This window comes from Citrobacter amalonaticus (assembly GCF_037053465.1).
Lineage (GTDB): Bacteria > Pseudomonadota > Gammaproteobacteria > Enterobacterales > Enterobacteriaceae > Citrobacter_A > Citrobacter_A amalonaticus_H.
This window is the reverse complement of sequence record NZ_JBALIF010000003.1, coordinates 1-19,239: the sequence shown is the minus strand read 5'-3', so window position 1 is coordinate 19,239 and position 19,239 is coordinate 1. Positions and strand designations below refer to the sequence as shown.

Genomic DNA, 19,239 nt, shown 5'->3' with positions numbered 1-19,239 from the left:
ATAATATAGCTTCAGATGTCGCCTTTATATTTATTGTCTGTTCATGCCATTCCAACAGATTCATTGATATGTTGTACATAAATATTAAAAACACTTCATTATTTCACTATTAAATTATTTTTTCGGTTAGTGATATTTTGATAATCCAGTCTCTTAATGCTAATGGATGGTCTGAAATATGAAGTTTTTTACCCACGCTAACGCATCTTTTACAGATACTCATATCCGTCGCCGAGCCTTATTTGCAGGCTGCGGCGCTCATGCGGCGCACGATGGTCTGACGGATGTTATCTACGTTTTATTGCCGCTCTGGCAGGCCCAGTTCTCCATGAGTTATGCCTGGCTTGGCCTGTTACGCGGCTCATATTCCGGGATGATGGCAATTTCCCAGTTATCGGCGGGTTCGCTGGCCAGACGCTGGGGACGCGAACGTCTGCTGGTCATCGGGACTGCACTGGTGGGTGTTGCCTGGCTCCTTGCGGGAATGGCTGGCGGCTTAACCATGTTGCTGCTGGCGCTTTTGCTGGGCGGCCTGGGCGCCAGCGTTCAGCATCCGCTGGCATCCTCGCTGATCACCGACGCCCATAAAGCTGGCGGCGGGGTTAAAGAGGCGCTGGCGCAATATAACTTCGCCGGTGATATCGGCAAAACCCTGCTGCCGGGGCTGGTCGGCATATTGCTGGCGGTGATCAGTTGGCGGGAAAGCGCCGCATTGTTGGGTGTATTCGGCCTTGCCGCTGCGGGACTGTTGTGGTGGTTGCTCCCATCAAAACCTGTTCATTCGGATATGACGGCCAAAGCCATCAGCATTGCCCCTGGTATTGCGTCCACCCGGGGACTCTATGTGCTAACCGTTATCGGCACGCTCGACAGCGCGGCACGCATGGGGTTTCTGACATTTCTGCCATTCCTGCTGAAAGGGAAAGGCGCAGGAATCACCGCGACAGGTCTGGCGCTGACGCTGTTATTCGTCGGCGGCGCGTTCGGTAAATTGTTTATCGGCTATGTGGGCGCACGTATCGGTATGGTGAAAACGGTGTGGCTGACGGAATTCACCACAGCGGTATTGATAATCATGGCGGTATACCTGCCCTTTCTGGCCCTGATGATGATGTTGCCAGTGCTGGGACTCATGCTGAACGGTACATCGTCAGTGCTGTATGGTGCGGTGCCGGATTTGGCGGGAAGGAAGAATATCGAACAGGCGTTCGCCATCTTTTACACCGGAACCACCGGAGGAGGCACACTAGCGCCAATATTGTTTGGCCGCGTCGGTGATATCTCCGGGATCCCCTATGCCATCATGCTGTTGGCTGCCACATTGTTGCTGACGCTGCCTCTGGCCTGGTATGTCGGTAGACGCCAGGAAGCGTGATTAACCGGCAGCCTCAGATCCCCTGCAACTTTAATGAGGATAAACAAAATGAAGACTGGCAAACCACCTCCCGGCAGGTTATCCCATCGCGCACTTAAGCTCAGTGCACCGGGAACGTCCAGCATGCGCAGTAAAGCTAATGCGCTGAAAGAGAGCGGCGTTCGAATTATCAACTTTGCCGCAGGTGAACTGGCATTCGATGCCTGCCAGTATATGAAAGCGGGCGCTATTGATGCGGTAAACGGCGCAAAAAACCGCTACACACCGCCGCTCGGATTACCGCAATTGCGCGAAACAATCTCGCGCCACGTCAGCCAGCGGTGTGGCATTCCGGTCGCCGCCAGTGAGATTGCTGTTACCGCAGGCGCCAAGCAGGCGTTATTCAACACCGCAATGGTGTTGCTTAATCCCGGTGATGAGGTGATTGTGCCGCGACCTTACTGGGAGACATTACCCACGCAAATCCAGCTGGCTGGGGCCACTCCCATATTTGTTGATACACGGGATGATAACTATCACCTGAGCTGCCGGGCCGTTGAAATGGCACTGACGCCTCGCACCAGAATGATTGTGATTAACACGCCCAATAACCCCGCCGGTACGGTATACCAAAGAGAGCAGCTCACAGAGACCGGTAAACTAGCTTTAGAACACGGCCTGTGGGTGGTTTTTGACGAATGCTACCGTACACTGCTCCGTCCTCCTCACGAACATCACAATATTCTGTCTCTGGTTCCGGCACTGAAATCACAAACGATTCTGGTGGATTCTTTCTCCAAAAGTCTGGCGGTTACCGGATGGCGGGTGGGGTACGCCTGCGGGCCATCCGATGTCATCACCGCCATGCATAATTTGCAGGGCCACACAACATCCAATCCCAACAGCCTTGCTCAGTGGGCAGCGCTGGATACCCTGAACGCAGACACCCGCGCTTTCACGGATGAAGTGAACCAGTTTCTCGAAACGCAACGGCAGGTAGCCTGCTCGCACCTGGACCGAATCGACAGTATCAGATACGCCCCTGCAGAGGGCGCATTCTATCTGTATATCGATATTTCCCGTCTGTCAGGACGCCGTCACTATGACACCAGAATTTGTGATGTCGAACATCTTGCCGACCTGCTATTGAGCGAAGCCCATATCGCCGTGGTTCCAGGCTCCGGGTGCGGAGATCCTGGCAGCATCCGAATTTCATATGCCGTAAGCCACGCTGAGTTAATCGAAGGATTAACTCGATTTGAACAATTCATATCCAAACTCGTTGCAGACTAAAAACCTGAATGAGTACCTCACGGTCACAGCATGGCGGTATGTGCTGAGGCTATTGCCACTTCAGTAAGGAGAGATATCGTGGAAACGTTAAAAGACACTTTTACCGATTACGTTAGTCTGGCTCTTGTTGATGTCAAGGACAGACATCTTGTTGAAGCACTGACCAGTGGATTTCACCACCATAGAGATAAGTTAAATAAGTACTGCAGCACTTATGAATACATCACATCCGGCAACTGGACAACCTCCTCCCTTTGTACATTTTTCTGCGGCTGGCGTAGCCCGGATGGCGCGGCTCATGCCGTTTCCGCCATCATTGTCCGCCTTCTTCAGGAGTCGGAACCCATGAGCGATGATAACCGTTTAAACATGCTGGAGGCAGCCCGGCATTGTGGCGAGATTATCGTCGAGGACGTCGGGCTTGGTGAGATGCGCGCTCACTTACACCATTCAAAATTGTATCACCGCATGGCCTCAGCCATTTGCGACTCTGACAACTGGCGTCTTCAGGATCGGTTCCTCGATCCTCTCACGACCGAGTTTTCCGCCTGGGTCGGGCAAAAAAGACCACTGGCACAGGATCTCACCGAAGCGATTGAGATGATGATGCTGACTGAGCTATTTAATACGGGCGAATACAATCTGATGACGCCGATGTGGAAACGCTGGCTTCAGGAGGTTCGAGGTCATTCATCCGCAGAAGCCAGTCGCATAGCAACCTTCCTTAGCGCCCATTGTGGACGTGTGGAGGCCCGGCATTTTCAACATGCAACGGAAGCGCTATGTCTTTATACCGCGGCTACCGGGCAACAGATTAATTATCAGCGTATCGAAAATCTGTCCCGGGAGTACGTTGCCAGAGCCTGTGAACACCTGGAGAAGATGGCGGCAGTATTAAAACACGAAACCGTATCCGTCGATTGATTCAGGCAGAAACTAACATCAATCAACGTTTATTCAGGGATAAAAGAGGCTCAGAGCGTATGGTTAACAATAATGTTTTCAGATCCGATCTGGCTACTCTGTTCAACGGCAAACGGTGTCTTCGGGTACTTGAGGCGCACAGCCCGCTCTCTGCTCTGCTGGCTGAACATACCCGCCTCGAATTAGTCACCGGAGAGCATGTTTCATATGATGCTATCTGGTCGAGTTCGCTCACCGATTCGACACTGCGCGGCCTGCCAGATATTGAAATACTCACGCCCGGTAACAGGCTGCATGGTATTCACGAGATATTTGATGTGTGTTCCATGCCGTTAATATATGACGCAGATACCGGAGGGAAACCAGAGCATTTCGCCATTTATATCAAAATGCTCGAGCGGGCTGGTGTGGCGGCGGTTGTGATTGAAGATAAATGCGGGCTGAAAAAAAACTCTTTGCTGGGTAACTCCGTCAGACAGGACCAGGAATCTGTCGAATCATTTTGTGAAAAAATCCGCATTGGGTGCGCCAGCCGGGAGCGCCAAAATATGATGGTTATTGCAAGATGCGAAAGCCTGATTCTGGATAATGGCATGGCTGACGCTATTGCGCGCAGTATGGCTTACGTTGAAGCTGGCGCTGACGCGATCGTCATTCACAGCCGTGAAAAGGATGGACGGGAAATCCTTGAGTTCGCGAAGTTGTTTCTCCAGACCGGCGTGCAGGTTCCACTGATCTGTATACCAACCAGCTATACCCATTTGCGGTTTGATGATCTGGAGAATGCTGGATTTAATGCCGTCATTTATGCCAATCATATGCTGCGTGGCGCTTACCTGGCGATGCGTAATATCGCAGTTGGCATCCTGGCGAATGGCCGGACTCAGGAGATGGAGCCTTCCTGTCTCGGTATCGATGAGATCCTCGACCTGGTGCCTGGGACCAGATTGTAAAAAAGGTCTATCAGGCATGATGTTCTCATGACATGCCTCATTAGAACATCATGCCTGGCCACATCTCGGTCTGCAGACCTGCCGTCATTCCAGCCTGTCGTCTTGCATCTCCACCGGCAAGCGATACTGCAGTAGCTGAGAAACCTGCTGCAGCTAACCAGCAAAGGGAGCCAGGGATTCGGCAATGACTTTGCGCGAACAGAATGAATTACAGTAGTACCAGCCAGAATGGCAGGATATTAGCCAGAGGAATCTGTTGTAATCACTGGCGGCAGCCAGCTGCGGTAGCCGAAAGCGCGTCGTCCATACACAATCAGGGCCAGCCCCAGAATCAGGGCTGTAACCAGAATGAGAGTGATAATTTGCAGCGGCATAAAATGGCCGGAAAGCAAGGATACCAGTGCGCCACTGGCCGGTACGGAACACATATTCATCAGACCGATCAATCCCATGGTTTTGCCCAGATGCGCCTGCGGAATAACCTGACTGCGAACGGTGCGCAGATAAACGCTGAATGCGCCGTCAAAGGCCATCAGCACCGCATATCCGGCGAGATACATCGCATAATTAACGGACAGAGACATTACCGCTCCGGCAAGGATCATCGTACAGAAAGAGAGTGTTCCCAGGGATGACAGGCCAAACCGATGAGTAAATCGCGGCACAAAAAAGAACGCCACAACGGTAACGATGGCGGCGGTTGTCTGCAATGCGCCAAAATAACTGTCTGCCAGCTTAAATTCCTGCAGGATCACCGCCGCGCTAATGACCAGTGCTGCGCCATACACCAGATTCACGACCCAGGTGAGCGCGCAAAGGTGCAACAGGATTTTATTCTGTTGCAGTACCTTTAATGCCGTGCGATTGGATTCAATAATCGTACCGAACCCGATTTTTTCCGTCACATTCAGATCATGCGTTTTCAGGAAAAGATAATTTACCGCCGAAACAGCAAACAGCACCGCTGCGACAAGCAAAATACTGTCAATTCCGCCGTAAGCCGAAATCGCCACCGCTATCGCAGGCCCCATAACCATCGTGATCTGGTCGACACCCTGTAATATCGAATTGGCTTTGGGCAAATTACAGGCCGGAATATGGCGCGGCAACATCGCGTCGGTGGCGACAAAATTCAGAACATAGGCAACCGACAGCAACGCCATCATCACGGCGAGAATGGCAAACGTTGCGCTGGGCAGCCAGGTGAGCGCCATAAATGCAACCATCATCAGTACCGCACGCGCCAGATCCACATTGAAGAAGATAAACCGCGGTTTAATACGATCGGCCATAAAACCGGATAGCGGGAAAAAGAGGATGCGCGGCAACCACTCAATCATAAACGCCAGTGATGAAAAAGTGAGTGATCCTGTGGCCTTAAGGATGGCCAGTGGAACAGCAAACAGTAAGAACTGATCGCATAGCGCCCCCATAAAACGGGAGAAGACGAAACGCTTTAAGCCAAAGTTGTCACCGTGCATAGAATCTCCTTAATCCACTATCAGGCATGACGAAAGGTAAACAGCGAGCGGGCGTATTCATCCGCAGCCTGCAAGTGCTCGCGGAATCCCATTTCCGGCTCACGATTTGCCCAGAAAAACTCTACTGAACCTTCGCGGGTCTTCCACGATTCCAGCGGCTTCGAGACATCCAGAGGTTTTGCAGTGATCTGCATGTTAACGATGTAATCCGGCAGACTGGCCGGTAGCGTGATCTTTTCAATCACTCCCGCAGGCGCTTTGATAAAAGCCACAGCGCTTAGCCCTTCTGACGTCAGTGATGCTGGCAACGGCTTTAGTGCATTCAGATGGCTGCGTACATGCAGTTCATAAGGGTTTATGCCATAACAACGTTCGATTAAATCCATAATGGCGTCGCCGCCAGTACGTGCGCCCACTTCGATGATTTTTATTTCGCCCTTCGGTGTTATCCGGGCTTCAAAATGAGCCATTCCGTAGCGGATCCCAAGAACATGACAGGCGCGTTCGGCGATGTCGCGTAGTTGCGCATTGCCCGAATGCACTGAAGGCATACTGTGGCCGACTTCGACAAAATGTGGTTCCTCGCCGAGATATTTATCCGTGACGGCAACGGCCCGGTGATAGTTATCCTGATTAATCACCTCAACGCTGACTTCCTGCCAGGCCGGAACATACTCCTCCACCTGAAACAGATCCTCCGGCGCATGTGACTCGCCATTCAGGGAAATCACATCGGCCACACTGCGGGAAAAAGCCCGTTCAATATCTTCCTCACGAGTGATTTTCAGTACACCCAGACTCCCGGCCATTTCACGGGGTTTGATAACGACGGGCAGGCCAATATCGGTGATGTGGTTCTTTAACTCTTCCAGAGTACTGAATGCGGCAAAGCGCGGTACGGGTAACCCGGCATCATGTAGCAATTGCTTCATGACAAATTTGTCGCGACAGCGGTGAATCGTCTCCCGACTGTTTCCCGCCAGACCATAATATTCCGTCAACAGGCTGGCGGCCCGCACGGTAAAGTCGTTCATCGGAATAGCGGCTACAGGTGTGGCCCCTGTTTTTTTCTCGTATTCTTTTACTGCGTCCAGGACGGCCTGCTCATCGGCCACATCGCCGGGCAAGTAGCCATCAAAAAACTTGATTGTGGGGGTCATGCGGTTTTTCGCCATCGTCAGCACACGCATTCCTCCCGAGGCGCGTAACGCACCTGCAAGTACACGTTCACGCAGTGCAAACTCTCCGCCTAACACCAGGATATAACGGTTTTCCATCGACATTCTCCGGCTAACAGAGGGGATACCAGTGCATCCCATCAGGTTAAAGGTCTTTGCCCAGCGTCCAGCCGCCGTCAATAACCAGCGTGGTGCCTGTGACAAAATGTGTTTGTAATGAGGTCAGATAAAGCGCCGCATCAACGACATCCTGAGTCTCACCCAGGACAGGTAAAAACTGCCCGCGCCGTATTTTTTCAAGCTGTCCGGCATCGTGATAATAGGATTCCGTGAGCGGTGTGCGGATAACGCCAGGTGCAATGGCATTGACGCGAATACCGTATTTGCCATACTCCAGCGCCAGTTGCTTCGTCAGGCCGATAACGGCATGTTTGGATGCCACATAGGCAGTGCGGTCAGGTTCACCCATCAGACCAGAAACTGACGCCATATTGACCACGTTGCCGGGGCGTTGCTGACTCACCAGTTGCTGGCAAAATGTGCGGCCAGCAATAAAGCTGGCGGTGACGTTAAGCGCAAATACATGCTCCCATTGCGCCAGAGTCAGGCTGGCAATACTGCATATTTCGCGGGTGCCTGCGCAGTTAATCAGGATGTTATTTGTTTCGCTATATTCTGCGGCTTCAAACAAAGTTGTGAGGCGGGACGAATCCGTAATATCTAACTGGTGATGCCGATAGGACAGTTCCCCATCAAAAACAGAAGATGAACGATCAATACCGATAACCTGATAGCCCTTGTCCAGAAAGGCGCGTGTCAACGCACGACCAATTCCGCTGGACGCGCCCGTAATAAATGCTTTATCCATCAGGCCGGGCCCTCGTCATTACGCTGGAAAGTAATCAAAACGATATCGCGCAGCGCCATACCGCTGTTTTCCCGCACACCGACAGGCGTGACAGCATGATATTTGTCATGATTAACAACCAGCGTGTCGAAAGGCTGTTCAAGCCGAAGAACCCGTTCAATACAGTGAGCGTTACTGGCGATCAGATTGTCGCCGCCAAGCATATTGGGTGTTGCGTTAATGAGGTGGATAAAAACAATATCTTCATCATCCTTGTGCAGCCACACCGGAGAGCTGAAGGCAGGAGCATCAATCGTCGCCTGATAGCGAAACAGATGAATACCGATGGTCAGATTATCCAGTGATCCGGCATGTCCGTATGCTTCTACCTGACGAATGTCATCCGTCAGCAGGGTTTGCAGCAGTCTGTTCCCGGTGATACTTTCAGGCAGCAACGGATAGTCACGCACAATACCGCCAGTATCCGGGTTATATGCTTTTGTTTGCTTATAGGGAACAAACTTACCGAACAGTAATTCTCCGTTATTTTCGCGTCGACACTGCGCATAGCCTCGCCAGCGATTTCCCGGAGAATAAGGATCGAGGGTCAAATGTTCAAAACCCTGTTTAAATACTGCCAGATCTTTATCATACTCTATTTTATTATTGGTCGTTTTATTCCTGAGGGAGATATAGTATTCCCCCGGAATAAATGCGTAACCTTTTTCGGAAAGATGCCGTGCATATTCCATGATATATATATCCATGTTTAAATAGATTTAAATATGATCAGATATGTTGATAAACAATATCAGGTCCAGTAAACCACTTTTCGATCATTTAACTTACCAATAAATCGCCCGGCAGTCAGGCGGCTTCCATCACTGATGCTGCTGACGCCATGCAAATGGCAGGCATTCATAAAATAAATATCCCCGACATTGAGCTGCACTGAAAGCGATTCAATATTACCCAGCAAATCTGGCGGGTAAGGATAACCAGTACGGGAGACCCCAAGACGCTCACGACTCTCGTTATCCGGGATCATATTCCAGATTTGTAACTGCCCGCCCTCTTTGGCTGCCTCAAGACAAACGTTATAGGCTGTAACAGTCTGCGTACAGGCAATCTCGAAATCGTCCTCCCTGGCAAAATAGACCTGTGCAATATCTTCATGCGGCATCAGGGACATCGCACCATTATCCAGCCAGCGACGGAACGTGGCAAAACAGGCATAGCCATTTTTAAAACGCGCCGGGCCAAAGTGAACGTTCTGCGCCAGAAATCCTGTTTCCAGCGTTGAGTGAAGGAATAAAGATTCAATGCCTTGTTCATCGGTTACAGTCATCAGACCGATGACGTCCTGATTGACCCGGTTAACTTCGCGTATGTACTGTTCACCATTACGGGAGAACTGGGTGGCTCCAACCTGATAAGTCAGCACATAGCCATCATCGGGTCGATTGCCACCATTTTCAGCGACCATGTGATTGAATTTATCCGCTACAGCATGGCAGACGTTTTTATCGGCATAATTACGAATAATATAGAGAACCTTGCCATTATGGTGCCCATTACAAATAATGTTTTTCACAATGGAAAAGTCGATCTCTCCGTTTGTTGACTCCAGATAACCAAAATTAGTTTTCGATGAGCCAGTTATTTGTTTTTCCCCTGATTTTACTGCTGATAATGTATTCATAGTATGTCCCTGTGTGTAGAGTAATTATTTCAGATAAATAAAGGAGACCAGAGCATGCCTCCATCGGCCCAGAGTTTATTATCCCGGCGAGGTTGTTTTAATAAGGAATATTTACCCAGATGACGTTCAAAAATATCACCGTAGTTTCCGGTATGGATAATGATGTTGCGAATAAAATCCGGCAGCAGGCCAAGGCGCTGACAGATCAGCTCATCCGGGCAGAGGAAAGTTCGCAGATAGCCGGAAGGATTGTGGCTTTTTTCATTGATGTTCAGCCTGTCCAGCCCCAGATTTTCTGCCTCAATTAACGCACGCATTATCCAGCAAACGGCAGTGCGCCACTGTGGATCCTCTGCGGTGACAGCCGGGGCCATAGCTTCAAGTGAAATACGATCATCCAGAATCAGATGCTGCTCACTATCGGGCAGTTGCACATGCTCGCCAGCCAGAAGATAGCTGTCCAGGCAGTAAATGTCACACTCACCATGTTGATAAGCCTGGCGAGCCTGCTGCGGAGAATCAAACTGGATAATTTCACAGGATAAATTCAGCGCGGTAAAATAGCGTATCAGATTCTCTTCTGTGGTAGAGCCACGCATCGCGGCAATGCGTCTGCGGCGAGTGAACTGCGCCTTTGGTATAGCGTCTGTCAGATTGCTGCGCGACGTCATTAATACTTCGCCATCAAACAGCATCGGATGGACAAAACTGATACCAAATTCAACTTCACGCCGAAAGGTAACGCTTGAATTAAATGTTCCCAGGTCAATGACGCCGTCGTGCAATGCCTTAAACCGATCCGCCGACTGCAAAGGCAGAAAATTAATTTTGTTATCGTTACCCAGAACCGCAATGGCAACCGCGCGCGCCAGGTCGATATCGAATCCATCCCAGCGCTGATGAATAGAGTCATACAGCGAAAGCCCTTTAAAGCCCAGACTCACGCCGACATTAAGTACATCATGCTGCTTAATACGGCTAACGACAGATGTTTCAGACATAGATCACCGCTGGAGATAGTTTATGATGGTAAGATTTACGACACATACTCCGCTGTTAAACATCATACTGTTCCGTGCCGGACTGACTAGACAGTTGAAAAGCAAAAGAGCTATGCATGAAGAACATAAATGAGTTAACCGAAGTCCTGTCTGGCCTGACGCTTTTTGTGCAGGTGGTTGAGAAAGGAAGTTTTTCCGCCGCAGGCCGGGCGCTCTCAATGTCTCCGTCTTCGGTCAGCAGGATGATCGACAGGCTGGAGAAACGCCTGAATTTGATCCTGTTCACCCGAACCACCCGTGCGTTATTGATTACTGAAGCAGGTCAGGAAATATACGGACAGGCACTAACCGTGATCGCCACCACGAATGCTTTATTTTCCCGGGCAGACAGCTACAGTGATAAACCCAGAGGGTTACTGCGTATTACTGCGCCAAATACGCTGGGGAAAATTCTGCTCACGCCGTTTCTTCCTGGTTTTTTACGTTGTTACCCGGAAATTAATGTAGAACTGAATCTTACCGACAGGCTGGTGAATCTGACCCATGAAACCTACGATCTCGCATTACGTGTGACAGAGACGCCCCCTGTAAATATGGTGGCGCGAGCGCTGATGCCCGTCGATTATGTTCTGGTTTGCGCGCAAGGGTACGACATGGAATTGCCTGAAACTCTGGCTAACCTGAGCCAGCACAATATTTTCTTTCCCGGCGATCCCCGGTTTCATGGTGAATGGCGCTTCTGGTTGCATGACCACCAGGAAAGCGTGCTGCTTACTCCGCGCCTGATGATCAATAACAGCGATGCAATGATTGATGCGATTTTGCAGGGAGTCGGTATTGCTCTTATCCCCACATTTATTGCCGCCCGTTATCTGCACAATGGTCAACTGAAACGGGTACTACCGGACTGGCGTATTGAGAATCCGATACCAGCGACCGCATGGGCCATTACGTTGCCCAGCCGTTTATTGCCTTTGAAAACGCGGGTGTTTATTGATGATTTTATGGCGTGGTTAAAAACGACCAGAGAACCAGGCGGTAATACAGATTGATCGTTGTTACGTCACAAAAAGCCTTTATTCATCATTTTTTTGTTGCTAGATAACGAAATTAAAGTCTGTTGCACCAGAATCTGAAAAGGCCAAAAGATAAAGGGCTAAGGGTAAAAGCGCTAAGGGTAACAGACCTGCCCGAAAAGGCCTGAAAACCAAAAGGCAAAATAGTCCGGATAAACGATCACACCACAAATTCTCTGCCCTGTGCCTGGCGCCGCTTTTCTGTCACGCCGCAATGGACTACAATACCCGCGCAGTCCCGAAGGGGCTGCCGGGTGTAGGAACCCGTCGAAACTAACAGGCGATAATGGTTTACCGTTATCGCCCTGAACTGCCGTTGATGTGCGCAGTATATATCTGTGCACGACGTTCAATGGTGGCTCAGGCAGGGCAGCCTTCGGGCTGGCCGGTGTCCTGTTAGGCCGGTATTCCTACCCCTGTCCTGGGCCACCACCAGTCTGAGCGTAGGAACTCCAGTGGTGGCCTGTTATTCCTGACAGGAGAACACCATCATGATGGTTATTCCGCTTTCTGAACTCAGAAAAAAGCTCGATCGCCACTGCTATATGCCCCAGCCCTGTGAAGATAACGACGAACTGATCCAGCTTCTGGATATCCGGGGCCCCACTCCGGCAGGCGTCCTGCACCACGACAGCATCCTTCACTGGCTCAGTGAATCCGATCTCTGGAACGAACGTTTTCCCTCCCGCCCTCTGTCCCGCGCCGATCAATATCCACTCCGTCTTGCCCTGGAAATCCACAGCACCCTGGCCCTTGCAGAGTCCCGCACTGTCACGGCCCTGGCCGACTGCAACCATTACACCCCCGGAAAACTTCACCATCTGCGCCAGTTGCTGGCATCGGTACTCTACGGCTTTGCCCTGCGCCTGACGGAGTTCCGCTTTGACAGTGCCAACCCACAGCTTCCCGGCGGACTGTTTCCGGTTATCGACGATCTGCGCCAGCTTGCGGATGATGTCTTTAGCAATCACAACCAAAAACGGCCTGTAGAGCGTGTGGAGATGGACAGGCTGGCGACAATATTCGCCCGGATACACGTCCGCTTTGATGAATGGCTGCGCAGGCCCGATGCCCTGAAGGCTGATGAACCGCTGCTCAATACGCTGTGCGCGGTGAGTCGGGCGATGAAGTCACTGCTGCTGGATATCGCCCGTATTCGGGGCGGTGAATGGGTACAGTGAAAGGAGAAAATCATGAATCTGAAACCTGTTGAACCCGATGCCCGTGAACTGGTGGACCGCGCCCGTGTACTGACCGAAGTCATGCTGGAGAATCCTGATGAGGCCGGGCCAAACTATGTTCTGTTGCTCATTCTGGCCGAACAGCTACATCGTCTGCACGATATCTTCGAAGCGGCTGAATACCGCCGGATGCGGGAAGACAAGCTCCCTCTGTAATTTCACTGTGGCCTCCTGATTTTCAAGAGGCCATCTGCGTTCAGAAAAAATAATCACAGTCAAGGGGAAACTCTTTTTTATCAAAAAAGAGTTTCCCCTTTTCACGTCCATCGACCGGATGTAAGCTCCGGATTGCACAATGCTGTCGTTGACAGCGCCCATGCTTCATGGCCTGAAAGAAGCGCCTGAGGAACTCAGGATGGCAGCCCCTACCGGTGAATACCTCCGCAAACACCGGCTCGCAGGTCACTGCGACAGAGGTCATACTTTACCGACAATACGTCATTTCGCTGCGCCAGCTCGCTGGTCAGCATTCCACGACACCTGAAATTCCCAGGTCAATCCCTGTCCGGCTAAGGATCAGCCCCCTTTATCTTACGGGCTGCGGCCTGCATTGCCGTCAGGCTTTGCAGCCGCGTGACCGTCAATCTGCGCCAGAATCCGCGATCTTTCGCGTCCGGCCCTCAACCGGTGCGTCACTTTGCATCGCGCAAAGCGACAAAGTGACGCACAACCACCACACCGCGCCATGCCACAGTATTCAGGGCTTCTGCGCATATTCCCTAATCTGATACGTCCTTTTTGGGCCACTGTCAGCAAAAAAGAGGAGAAAAAGATCGATACCGAGGGGGGCATGATGCCCCGGAGAATTCCTGCTCTGGCAGGCAGTCCGTACCGAGTACTGGCTGAAACTCCCTATACCTCAACAAGCTGCCACTCCGGCGTGAAGGTATCGTTCTGGCGCAGCCAAAAAGCATACGCCGGAGACCGTTTGTGTTCCCAAAATCGGGGGAGAAGTGTATGGGCAAGTTAGGCGGTGAAATGAAGGCGCTGGCAAAGCATTGCGGTGGTAGCCATAAAACGGTGAACGATCGCATTCATATCGTACAGCGGTTCGACCTCCATTTACGGACGCTGAATGTTCAGATCCAGCGTGTGGCGCAGATCAAAGTTCGCCACATTGAAAACTACATTCATGAAAGACTGGCGCAGGGGATCGGCAAACGCACGCTACAGAATGAAATGGCCTCGTTGCGCGTCGTACTGCAACAGGCCGGGCGTAAGCAGGTGGCAGAGCATGAGAGACTGACAAATAAATCTCTGGGGCTTTCTGGCGCATCGCGCAATGGTACGCGGCAGGCCATCACACAGGATCATTACAGCTATGTGCTGGAAACGGCCCGTGCGAAAGATCCGGGGCTGGCGGCAGCACTGGAACTGTCTCGGCTGATGGGATTACGCTCACAGGAGGCAGTGCAAAGCACACAATCACTGAAAACGTGGAAACAGGCCGTTGAACGTGGCGATACGCACTTAACCGTGGTTTTCGGCACCAAAGGCGGACGGCCCCGCGAAACAGTGCTCCTGGATACTGGCGCAATCCAAAAAGCGCTGGAGAATGCGTTAGCTATCGCAGAAAGTCGTAATAATCGGCTGATCGACAAGCCCGATCTGAAAAGCGCGATGGATTACTGGCATAACCAGGCGGCACGGATTGGCCTCACTGGTACGTATTCTCCGCATTCACTGCGTTATGCGTGGGCGCATGATGCGATACATCATTATCTGGCGCAGGGATTTAGCAGGAAAGAGGCTCTGGCAATGGTGGCGATGGATCTGGGGCATGGTGACGGGCGTGGGCGGTATGTAGCGCAGGTGTATGGATACAGCTGGTAGTATCATATGATCAGTTTTACTTTCATTTCAAATAGTAGAATAATTATGGGAATTTTTGTTAACTAGGTAATTATGATGGGAAATCTACCCCAAGTTTATCCAACACATCAACAAGAAACCGATAGTTTTAAAAAAATAGAATCAATAATCCCATCTGAAAAATTTATTTTACGAAAAGAAAGTGGTGGAGATTATGGTGTTGACTGTATTCTTGAAATCATCGAAAATGGTTTTGCTACAAATATTAGAAGTCACGTTCAACTAAAGAGTAAAAAAAATCAATTTCTTAATTCTGATGGATACTTTAAATATTCTGTCCCAATCAAAACTATCAACTACCTATCAAATACTCTGAGTTCTATATTTATTATTTATTCCGAGTCTGAGGATGTTGTCTATTGGGAGTGGAACTCCGTAATTTTAGAGAAGATAAATCAAAGTACAAAGACAGGGACAAAAAGCTTCAAATATTCTTTCTATAAAACCTTTGATAGTAAGAACATTGATGAAATATACCTAACCATAAAAAACAAAAATGAGATAATAATTAATTTAGGATTAAACTCTTTAGAAAAAGGGGTGCTGGAGAATCTGATTACTGAAGATATTAGTTATGATTTATTACTAAATTTCTTCAAGAAAAATGATTATGATTCTATAGTGGGTAAATTAAAGAACAAAAAAGAACCTACATTAGGTGAAATAAGTTTACTATCACTAAGCTATTATTATATGTATCAGTATGATAAGGCTTTGATGACTATCCTAAAATTTGAGAGTAAAGGATTTAAGAACAATCATCTACTGAAAATTAAAGCGTGTATTTTTTGTGAAAAAGGAATAAAAGAAAAAAATCTTAATCTTGTTAAAGATGCTAAGAAAATGCATGACGAAGCTTTAAATGGTGTATGCTGGGATTGGTTAGATCACTATAACTATGCAAATATGGATTTAGCACTCGGTAATTTTAGAGACGCAATTAACGAATACAATAATTCCTTAAAAATAAATCCAAAAGATGCGAGAGCATGGAAAAACTTGGCACAATGTTACTATGAAGTAGGTAAAAATAAAAAGGCTTTTTCCTGCCTTGATCAAGCTCTCAGTATTAATCCAGAACTAATTGAAGCCATTCTCACTAAAGCAAGAATGCTCCGTGATGTTAAGAAAGCCCCTCTTGATGCATTAGAACTTTATGATCAAGCAATGAATATCGCCACCCAAACAGGTTTCGATATGAGTTCTATTTTTTATCAAAAATCACTGTCTTTTTTCCAAGCAGATAAAACTTTAGATGCTATATCTACAATACAAGATGGACTCATATATTTCCCTGGCGACTTTTATCTTACTGGCCTCAAGCTATCGATTCTAGCCCGCAGTTGGTCAACTGACACTACGTTAGCTGAAATAACGATTCAAAGTTTCACTCAGCAACTTGAAGAACATCCCGACGATATCGAGGCAAAAAAGGTACTAGCAGAAATTTTTCTAAAAAATAATGACACTAAAAACTTTGAAAAAATTGTAAAATCATGTCTTGAACAATATGGATTACCATACAGCCTAGATAGCATACTTGACCACGATATCGAATCAATATTTATGTTTATTAAATATATTGATAAAAGCCATATATATAGAAAAAATAGCAATCTATGTAGCGAACTCTTCTCCGTTTATGAATTGAATCTCTCTTATGCCAATGAAATTCAGTTTCATTTCGATATCTTATATTCTGATCTGTATTCAAAAATAGAAACCAAATTGAGCAAGAAGAATTTTTTAAATATTCTTGATAAACATCTTTTGTCTGGCATTAACATATCAAAATCAGTCTCTCGTATACTTTCAAAATATCAATCGGTTAAAATTAAAAATAAAGAAGATATTGCCAACAATATTACTTACTTAATTTCATCCATCCCTGAAATTACACTAAGAGAAATATCAAGACAAATAGGATATGCAGCAGGTATTCTTGGGTATGACGCAACATTGTTAGATAAAAATATTAACACATCAAATAAAATTAGCAATTGGTTTACTCTTTCAATTGAACCCATACTAACTGGGTCAAATGAGGTTTATAAAGTATTTAAAGAATAGAATTAATTATTAAAGAGTTTAAAAGCATGTGGTAATAATAAAAATCGTTTCTGATATGCTGATGATGGAGAGTAAGTGAGTTCACTTACTCTCCATCATCAATTTCATTTAAGTAACGAGCCAGAACATCACCATGGCATGCATATGGCTTACAATGACATCCTAACGTATGACCTCTAAGAGTTTTTAGTTTGTCCTTAAAATCAGCCCCTCCTTTGAGAAAATCACGTTCAAAGTCATACTTGAACTTTCTGATCACTTCATCACGATCGCCATCATGACCTATTGCATAAGGGTTCCCCCATAAGGTCCCACGGCCGATGTAAGTGTTGAAATATTCATTCTTATCTTTATTAGACACAAAAGTTATCTTATCCTCAATATATCTTACTGGGATTTTTTTAGATAAGGTTTCATACATATTTGAGAATACGGGTTTCGTCGTTGAATCAAAAATTATTGCATGCGTAGGATCAATGGAAAAAGGCTCTGCAATAGCATCCACATTGACTTTAATTAATATTTCAGGCTGAAAATAATTACTTATTAGTTTATTTTGATCTTCAAAATACAGAATTTTATAATCCTTTGAATTAGAAAAAATCCGAGAAAGTTTACGTTCAAACTTTCCGCTTGATGCAAAGTCAGGATGATACACTATCAGTACTTTCATCATAACAAATGCTTAACCTCAAAATCAGTGTCCCAATGGCTATTGAGATATTCTATCACAAGACGGCGATGACAGTGATGAGGTTTATGTTCACTGCATAAGAGACAACCATCTTCAATCATGGATTTATCAATTCGTTCAACATTCCTTTTTGCCATTAAATTCAAAAACTTATCTTCATATTCATCCCATGAAATATCTCCTTTTTTATACGGATTTAACATTTCTTTTGTTGGTGCTAAATCTGGAATATGAGTGTAGTCAACAGCGCATATTTCTTTGAGGAAATATTGAAGATCATTCTTCTTAGCAAACCCAGCAAGTTGGGATACATTATTTAATCTCACATCAACCAGTGTTCTTATTGATTGTGATTTTATCAAATTGAAGAATTTTTCTGCCGATTTTTCAGTAAATCCAATTGAGAAAATTTTCACAATTAAGCTCCATAATTTATTTAATGACCGCAGCAATAAACTTATAGCAATACCCATCTGAATGTGGAGCAGTGCTCAAAGTTATATAACAATCACCAAAATCATATACGTCTTCTTTTAACTGCCCATAATCAGAGTAAATGTTAGGGTCAGTTATAATTAATCCATAATTAATGCTATTGTAGGTAAAAAAACCTCTAAATCGTTTCAATTCATTACCAAAATCGATACCTTCTCGTTTTACTCGTATTTTAAGATTATGTACCTTAACAAAATATAGTGATTGTATTGGTCCCGTAACTAAAGTTATAGGAAATCTGTCATTATCACCATTATATGATGAATAACCATTATTCCAGAGAGTTGTCGGATTATCCAAAAGTGCATCAATATTAGACTTACTAAATGAGCCTAACTTCTCCCAATAGAATGAAGTATCTATTGAATAGTTTTCACATTGTATCTCATGGGAGATCTTTTTTAGATAACTAAAAGTGGTTATGTGAAAAAGTTCAGGATGCTGTTTACTAGAATATTCAATATCATTATAAGTTAAGGCATCACTACTTGAATCAGTCGCATTTACTGGACGAACCCACTCGCCGACGCTCCCGTTTGCAAAACGCTTTCCTGCTATGCAAAATTTTTTATGTTTAATTGATTTTGCAAGTACTATGAACGTAATAGATGGCATGATGATTCCCTTTGCCTTAATCAGAATCTTCTTATAAATCCATCAAAAAAAATTGTCAATCAATTCAGCATGTTATGTTATAACATTTGCGTTTGAAATTCTTAGGCCCACAAATTGGCACTGCATCAGCTGCTTTATTACAGCAAGAATATTGATCCAAAATATGACAAATATCACATTTAATAGCAGCAACAACATTTGGGGCCTTATTGAGGGCCTCATTTCAACCTTAAGAGTTAAATTATTTAAAATTCAACGAGATAGATTGAAGTCAGCATCCAGTCAGAGGAGCCAGATTTAAAGAAGCCCGCTTTTAGCGCTGAGGGATCCCCATAAAACAGCGCTAATAAACCAGCACCATACTTCGGTAGGCTCTGGCGAGGTGGTTAAGAACGGTGCTCAGCACCGTTCGCCTTAATATTAGCGGGGAGTGTCGCAGGACA

18 protein-coding genes are annotated in these 19,239 nt (G+C 47.0%); 9 read left to right on the top strand and 9 right to left on the bottom strand.

What is annotated here, in order from left to right:
* The first annotated feature begins 178 nt into the window (after window positions 1–178).
* The 4 genes from WB371_RS05620 (at window position 179) to aepX (ending at window position 4,524) form a co-directional block, all read left to right on the top strand.
* Window positions 179–1,375, top strand: coding sequence for an MFS transporter (locus WB371_RS05620; RefSeq protein ID WP_336219119.1), 1,197 nt, complete (start codon window positions 179–181; stop codon window positions 1,373–1,375).
* Between the two features lie 123 nt (window positions 1,376–1,498).
* Window positions 1,499–2,647: a pyridoxal phosphate-dependent aminotransferase gene (locus WB371_RS05615; RefSeq protein ID WP_336219118.1), complete on the top strand. Its 1,149-nt coding sequence runs from the start codon at window positions 1,499–1,501 to the stop codon at window positions 2,645–2,647.
* A 78-nt stretch (window positions 2,648–2,725) separates the two neighbouring features.
* Complete coding sequence (locus tag WB371_RS05610) at window positions 2,726–3,571, top strand: hypothetical protein (protein WP_336219117.1); 846 nt, start codon at window positions 2,726–2,728, stop codon at window positions 3,569–3,571.
* 59 nt (window positions 3,572–3,630) lie between these two features.
* Window positions 3,631–4,524, top strand: coding sequence for a phosphoenolpyruvate mutase (gene aepX, locus WB371_RS05605; RefSeq protein ID WP_336219116.1), 894 nt, complete (start codon window positions 3,631–3,633; stop codon window positions 4,522–4,524).
* 239 nt (window positions 4,525–4,763) lie between these two features.
* On the opposite strand, the gene WB371_RS05600 is transcribed toward aepX, so the two are convergent.
* From WB371_RS05600 to WB371_RS05575, 6 genes are read right to left on the bottom strand one after another with little or no spacing between them, the layout of a single operon-like run.
* Window positions 4,764–6,005: an MFS transporter gene (locus tag WB371_RS05600; RefSeq protein WP_336219115.1), complete on the bottom strand. Its 1,242-nt coding sequence runs from the start codon at window positions 6,003–6,005 to the stop codon at window positions 4,764–4,766.
* A gap of 20 nt (window positions 6,006–6,025) precedes the next feature.
* The gene (locus WB371_RS05595; protein ID WP_336219114.1) at window positions 6,026–7,282 is read right to left on the bottom strand and encodes an ATP-grasp domain-containing protein; all 1,257 of its coding nucleotides are present in this window, start codon (window positions 7,280–7,282) and stop codon (window positions 6,026–6,028) included.
* Window positions 7,283–7,328: 46 nt separating this feature from the next.
* Window positions 7,329–8,051: an SDR family oxidoreductase gene (locus WB371_RS05590; protein ID WP_336219113.1), complete on the bottom strand. Its 723-nt coding sequence runs from the start codon at window positions 8,049–8,051 to the stop codon at window positions 7,329–7,331.
* The gene (gene hilB / locus WB371_RS05585) at window positions 8,051–8,782 is read right to left on the bottom strand and encodes a 3(1)-hydroxy-L-isoleucine 4-dioxygenase HilB (protein ID WP_336219112.1); all 732 of its coding nucleotides are present in this window, start codon (window positions 8,780–8,782) and stop codon (window positions 8,051–8,053) included. The genes WB371_RS05590 and hilB overlap by 1 nt, the downstream gene beginning before the upstream one ends.
* 59 nt (window positions 8,783–8,841) lie before the next feature.
* Window positions 8,842–9,732 (bottom strand): L-isoleucine 3(1)-dioxygenase, encoded by an 891-nt coding sequence (gene hilA / locus WB371_RS05580; RefSeq protein ID WP_125744385.1) that lies wholly within the window; start codon window positions 9,730–9,732, stop codon window positions 8,842–8,844.
* A gap of 29 nt (window positions 9,733–9,761) precedes the next feature.
* On the bottom strand, window positions 9,762–10,733 hold the full coding sequence (locus WB371_RS05575; protein WP_336219111.1) for a transporter substrate-binding domain-containing protein: 972 nt from the start codon (window positions 10,731–10,733) through the stop codon (window positions 9,762–9,764).
* A gap of 116 nt (window positions 10,734–10,849) precedes the next feature.
* On the opposite strand from WB371_RS05575, the gene WB371_RS05570 reads away from it, so the two are divergent.
* From WB371_RS05570 to WB371_RS05550, 5 genes are all read left to right on the top strand, one after another.
* Window positions 10,850–11,785: a LysR family transcriptional regulator gene (locus tag WB371_RS05570; RefSeq protein WP_336219110.1), complete on the top strand. Its 936-nt coding sequence runs from the start codon at window positions 10,850–10,852 to the stop codon at window positions 11,783–11,785.
* A 515-nt stretch (window positions 11,786–12,300) separates the two neighbouring features.
* Window positions 12,301–12,990 (top strand): hypothetical protein, encoded by a 690-nt coding sequence (locus WB371_RS05565; RefSeq protein WP_336219108.1) that lies wholly within the window; start codon window positions 12,301–12,303, stop codon window positions 12,988–12,990.
* Window positions 12,991–13,002: 12 nt separating this feature from the next.
* A complete protein-coding gene (locus WB371_RS05560) occupies window positions 13,003–13,206 on the top strand; it encodes a hypothetical protein (protein WP_336219107.1) in 204 nt (67 codons plus the stop codon).
* A gap of 801 nt (window positions 13,207–14,007) precedes the next feature.
* Window positions 14,008–14,883: an integrase domain-containing protein gene (locus tag WB371_RS05555; RefSeq protein ID WP_336219106.1), complete on the top strand. Its 876-nt coding sequence runs from the start codon at window positions 14,008–14,010 to the stop codon at window positions 14,881–14,883.
* A 72-nt stretch (window positions 14,884–14,955) separates the two neighbouring features.
* Window positions 14,956–16,992, top strand: coding sequence for a tetratricopeptide repeat protein (locus WB371_RS05550; protein WP_336219105.1), 2,037 nt, complete (start codon window positions 14,956–14,958; stop codon window positions 16,990–16,992).
* Window positions 16,993–17,077: 85 nt separating this feature from the next.
* Here WB371_RS05550 and WB371_RS05545 read toward each other — a convergent pair whose 3' ends face one another.
* The 3 genes from WB371_RS05545 to WB371_RS05535 are packed head-to-tail and all read right to left on the bottom strand — an operon-like array spanning window position 17,078 to window position 18,796.
* Window positions 17,078–17,668 carry a DUF4326 domain-containing protein gene (locus tag WB371_RS05545; protein WP_336219104.1) on the bottom strand — a complete coding sequence of 197 codons (591 nt, stop codon included), beginning with the start codon at window positions 17,666–17,668 and terminating at the stop codon, window positions 17,078–17,080.
* The gene (locus WB371_RS05540) at window positions 17,665–18,102 is read right to left on the bottom strand and encodes a DUF488 domain-containing protein (RefSeq protein ID WP_336219103.1); all 438 of its coding nucleotides are present in this window, start codon (window positions 18,100–18,102) and stop codon (window positions 17,665–17,667) included. The genes WB371_RS05545 and WB371_RS05540 overlap by 4 nt, the downstream gene beginning before the upstream one ends.
* A gap of 16 nt (window positions 18,103–18,118) precedes the next feature.
* Window positions 18,119–18,796: a dual OB domain-containing protein gene (locus WB371_RS05535; RefSeq protein ID WP_336219102.1), complete on the bottom strand. Its 678-nt coding sequence runs from the start codon at window positions 18,794–18,796 to the stop codon at window positions 18,119–18,121.
* Between the last annotated feature and the right edge of the window lie 443 nt (window positions 18,797–19,239).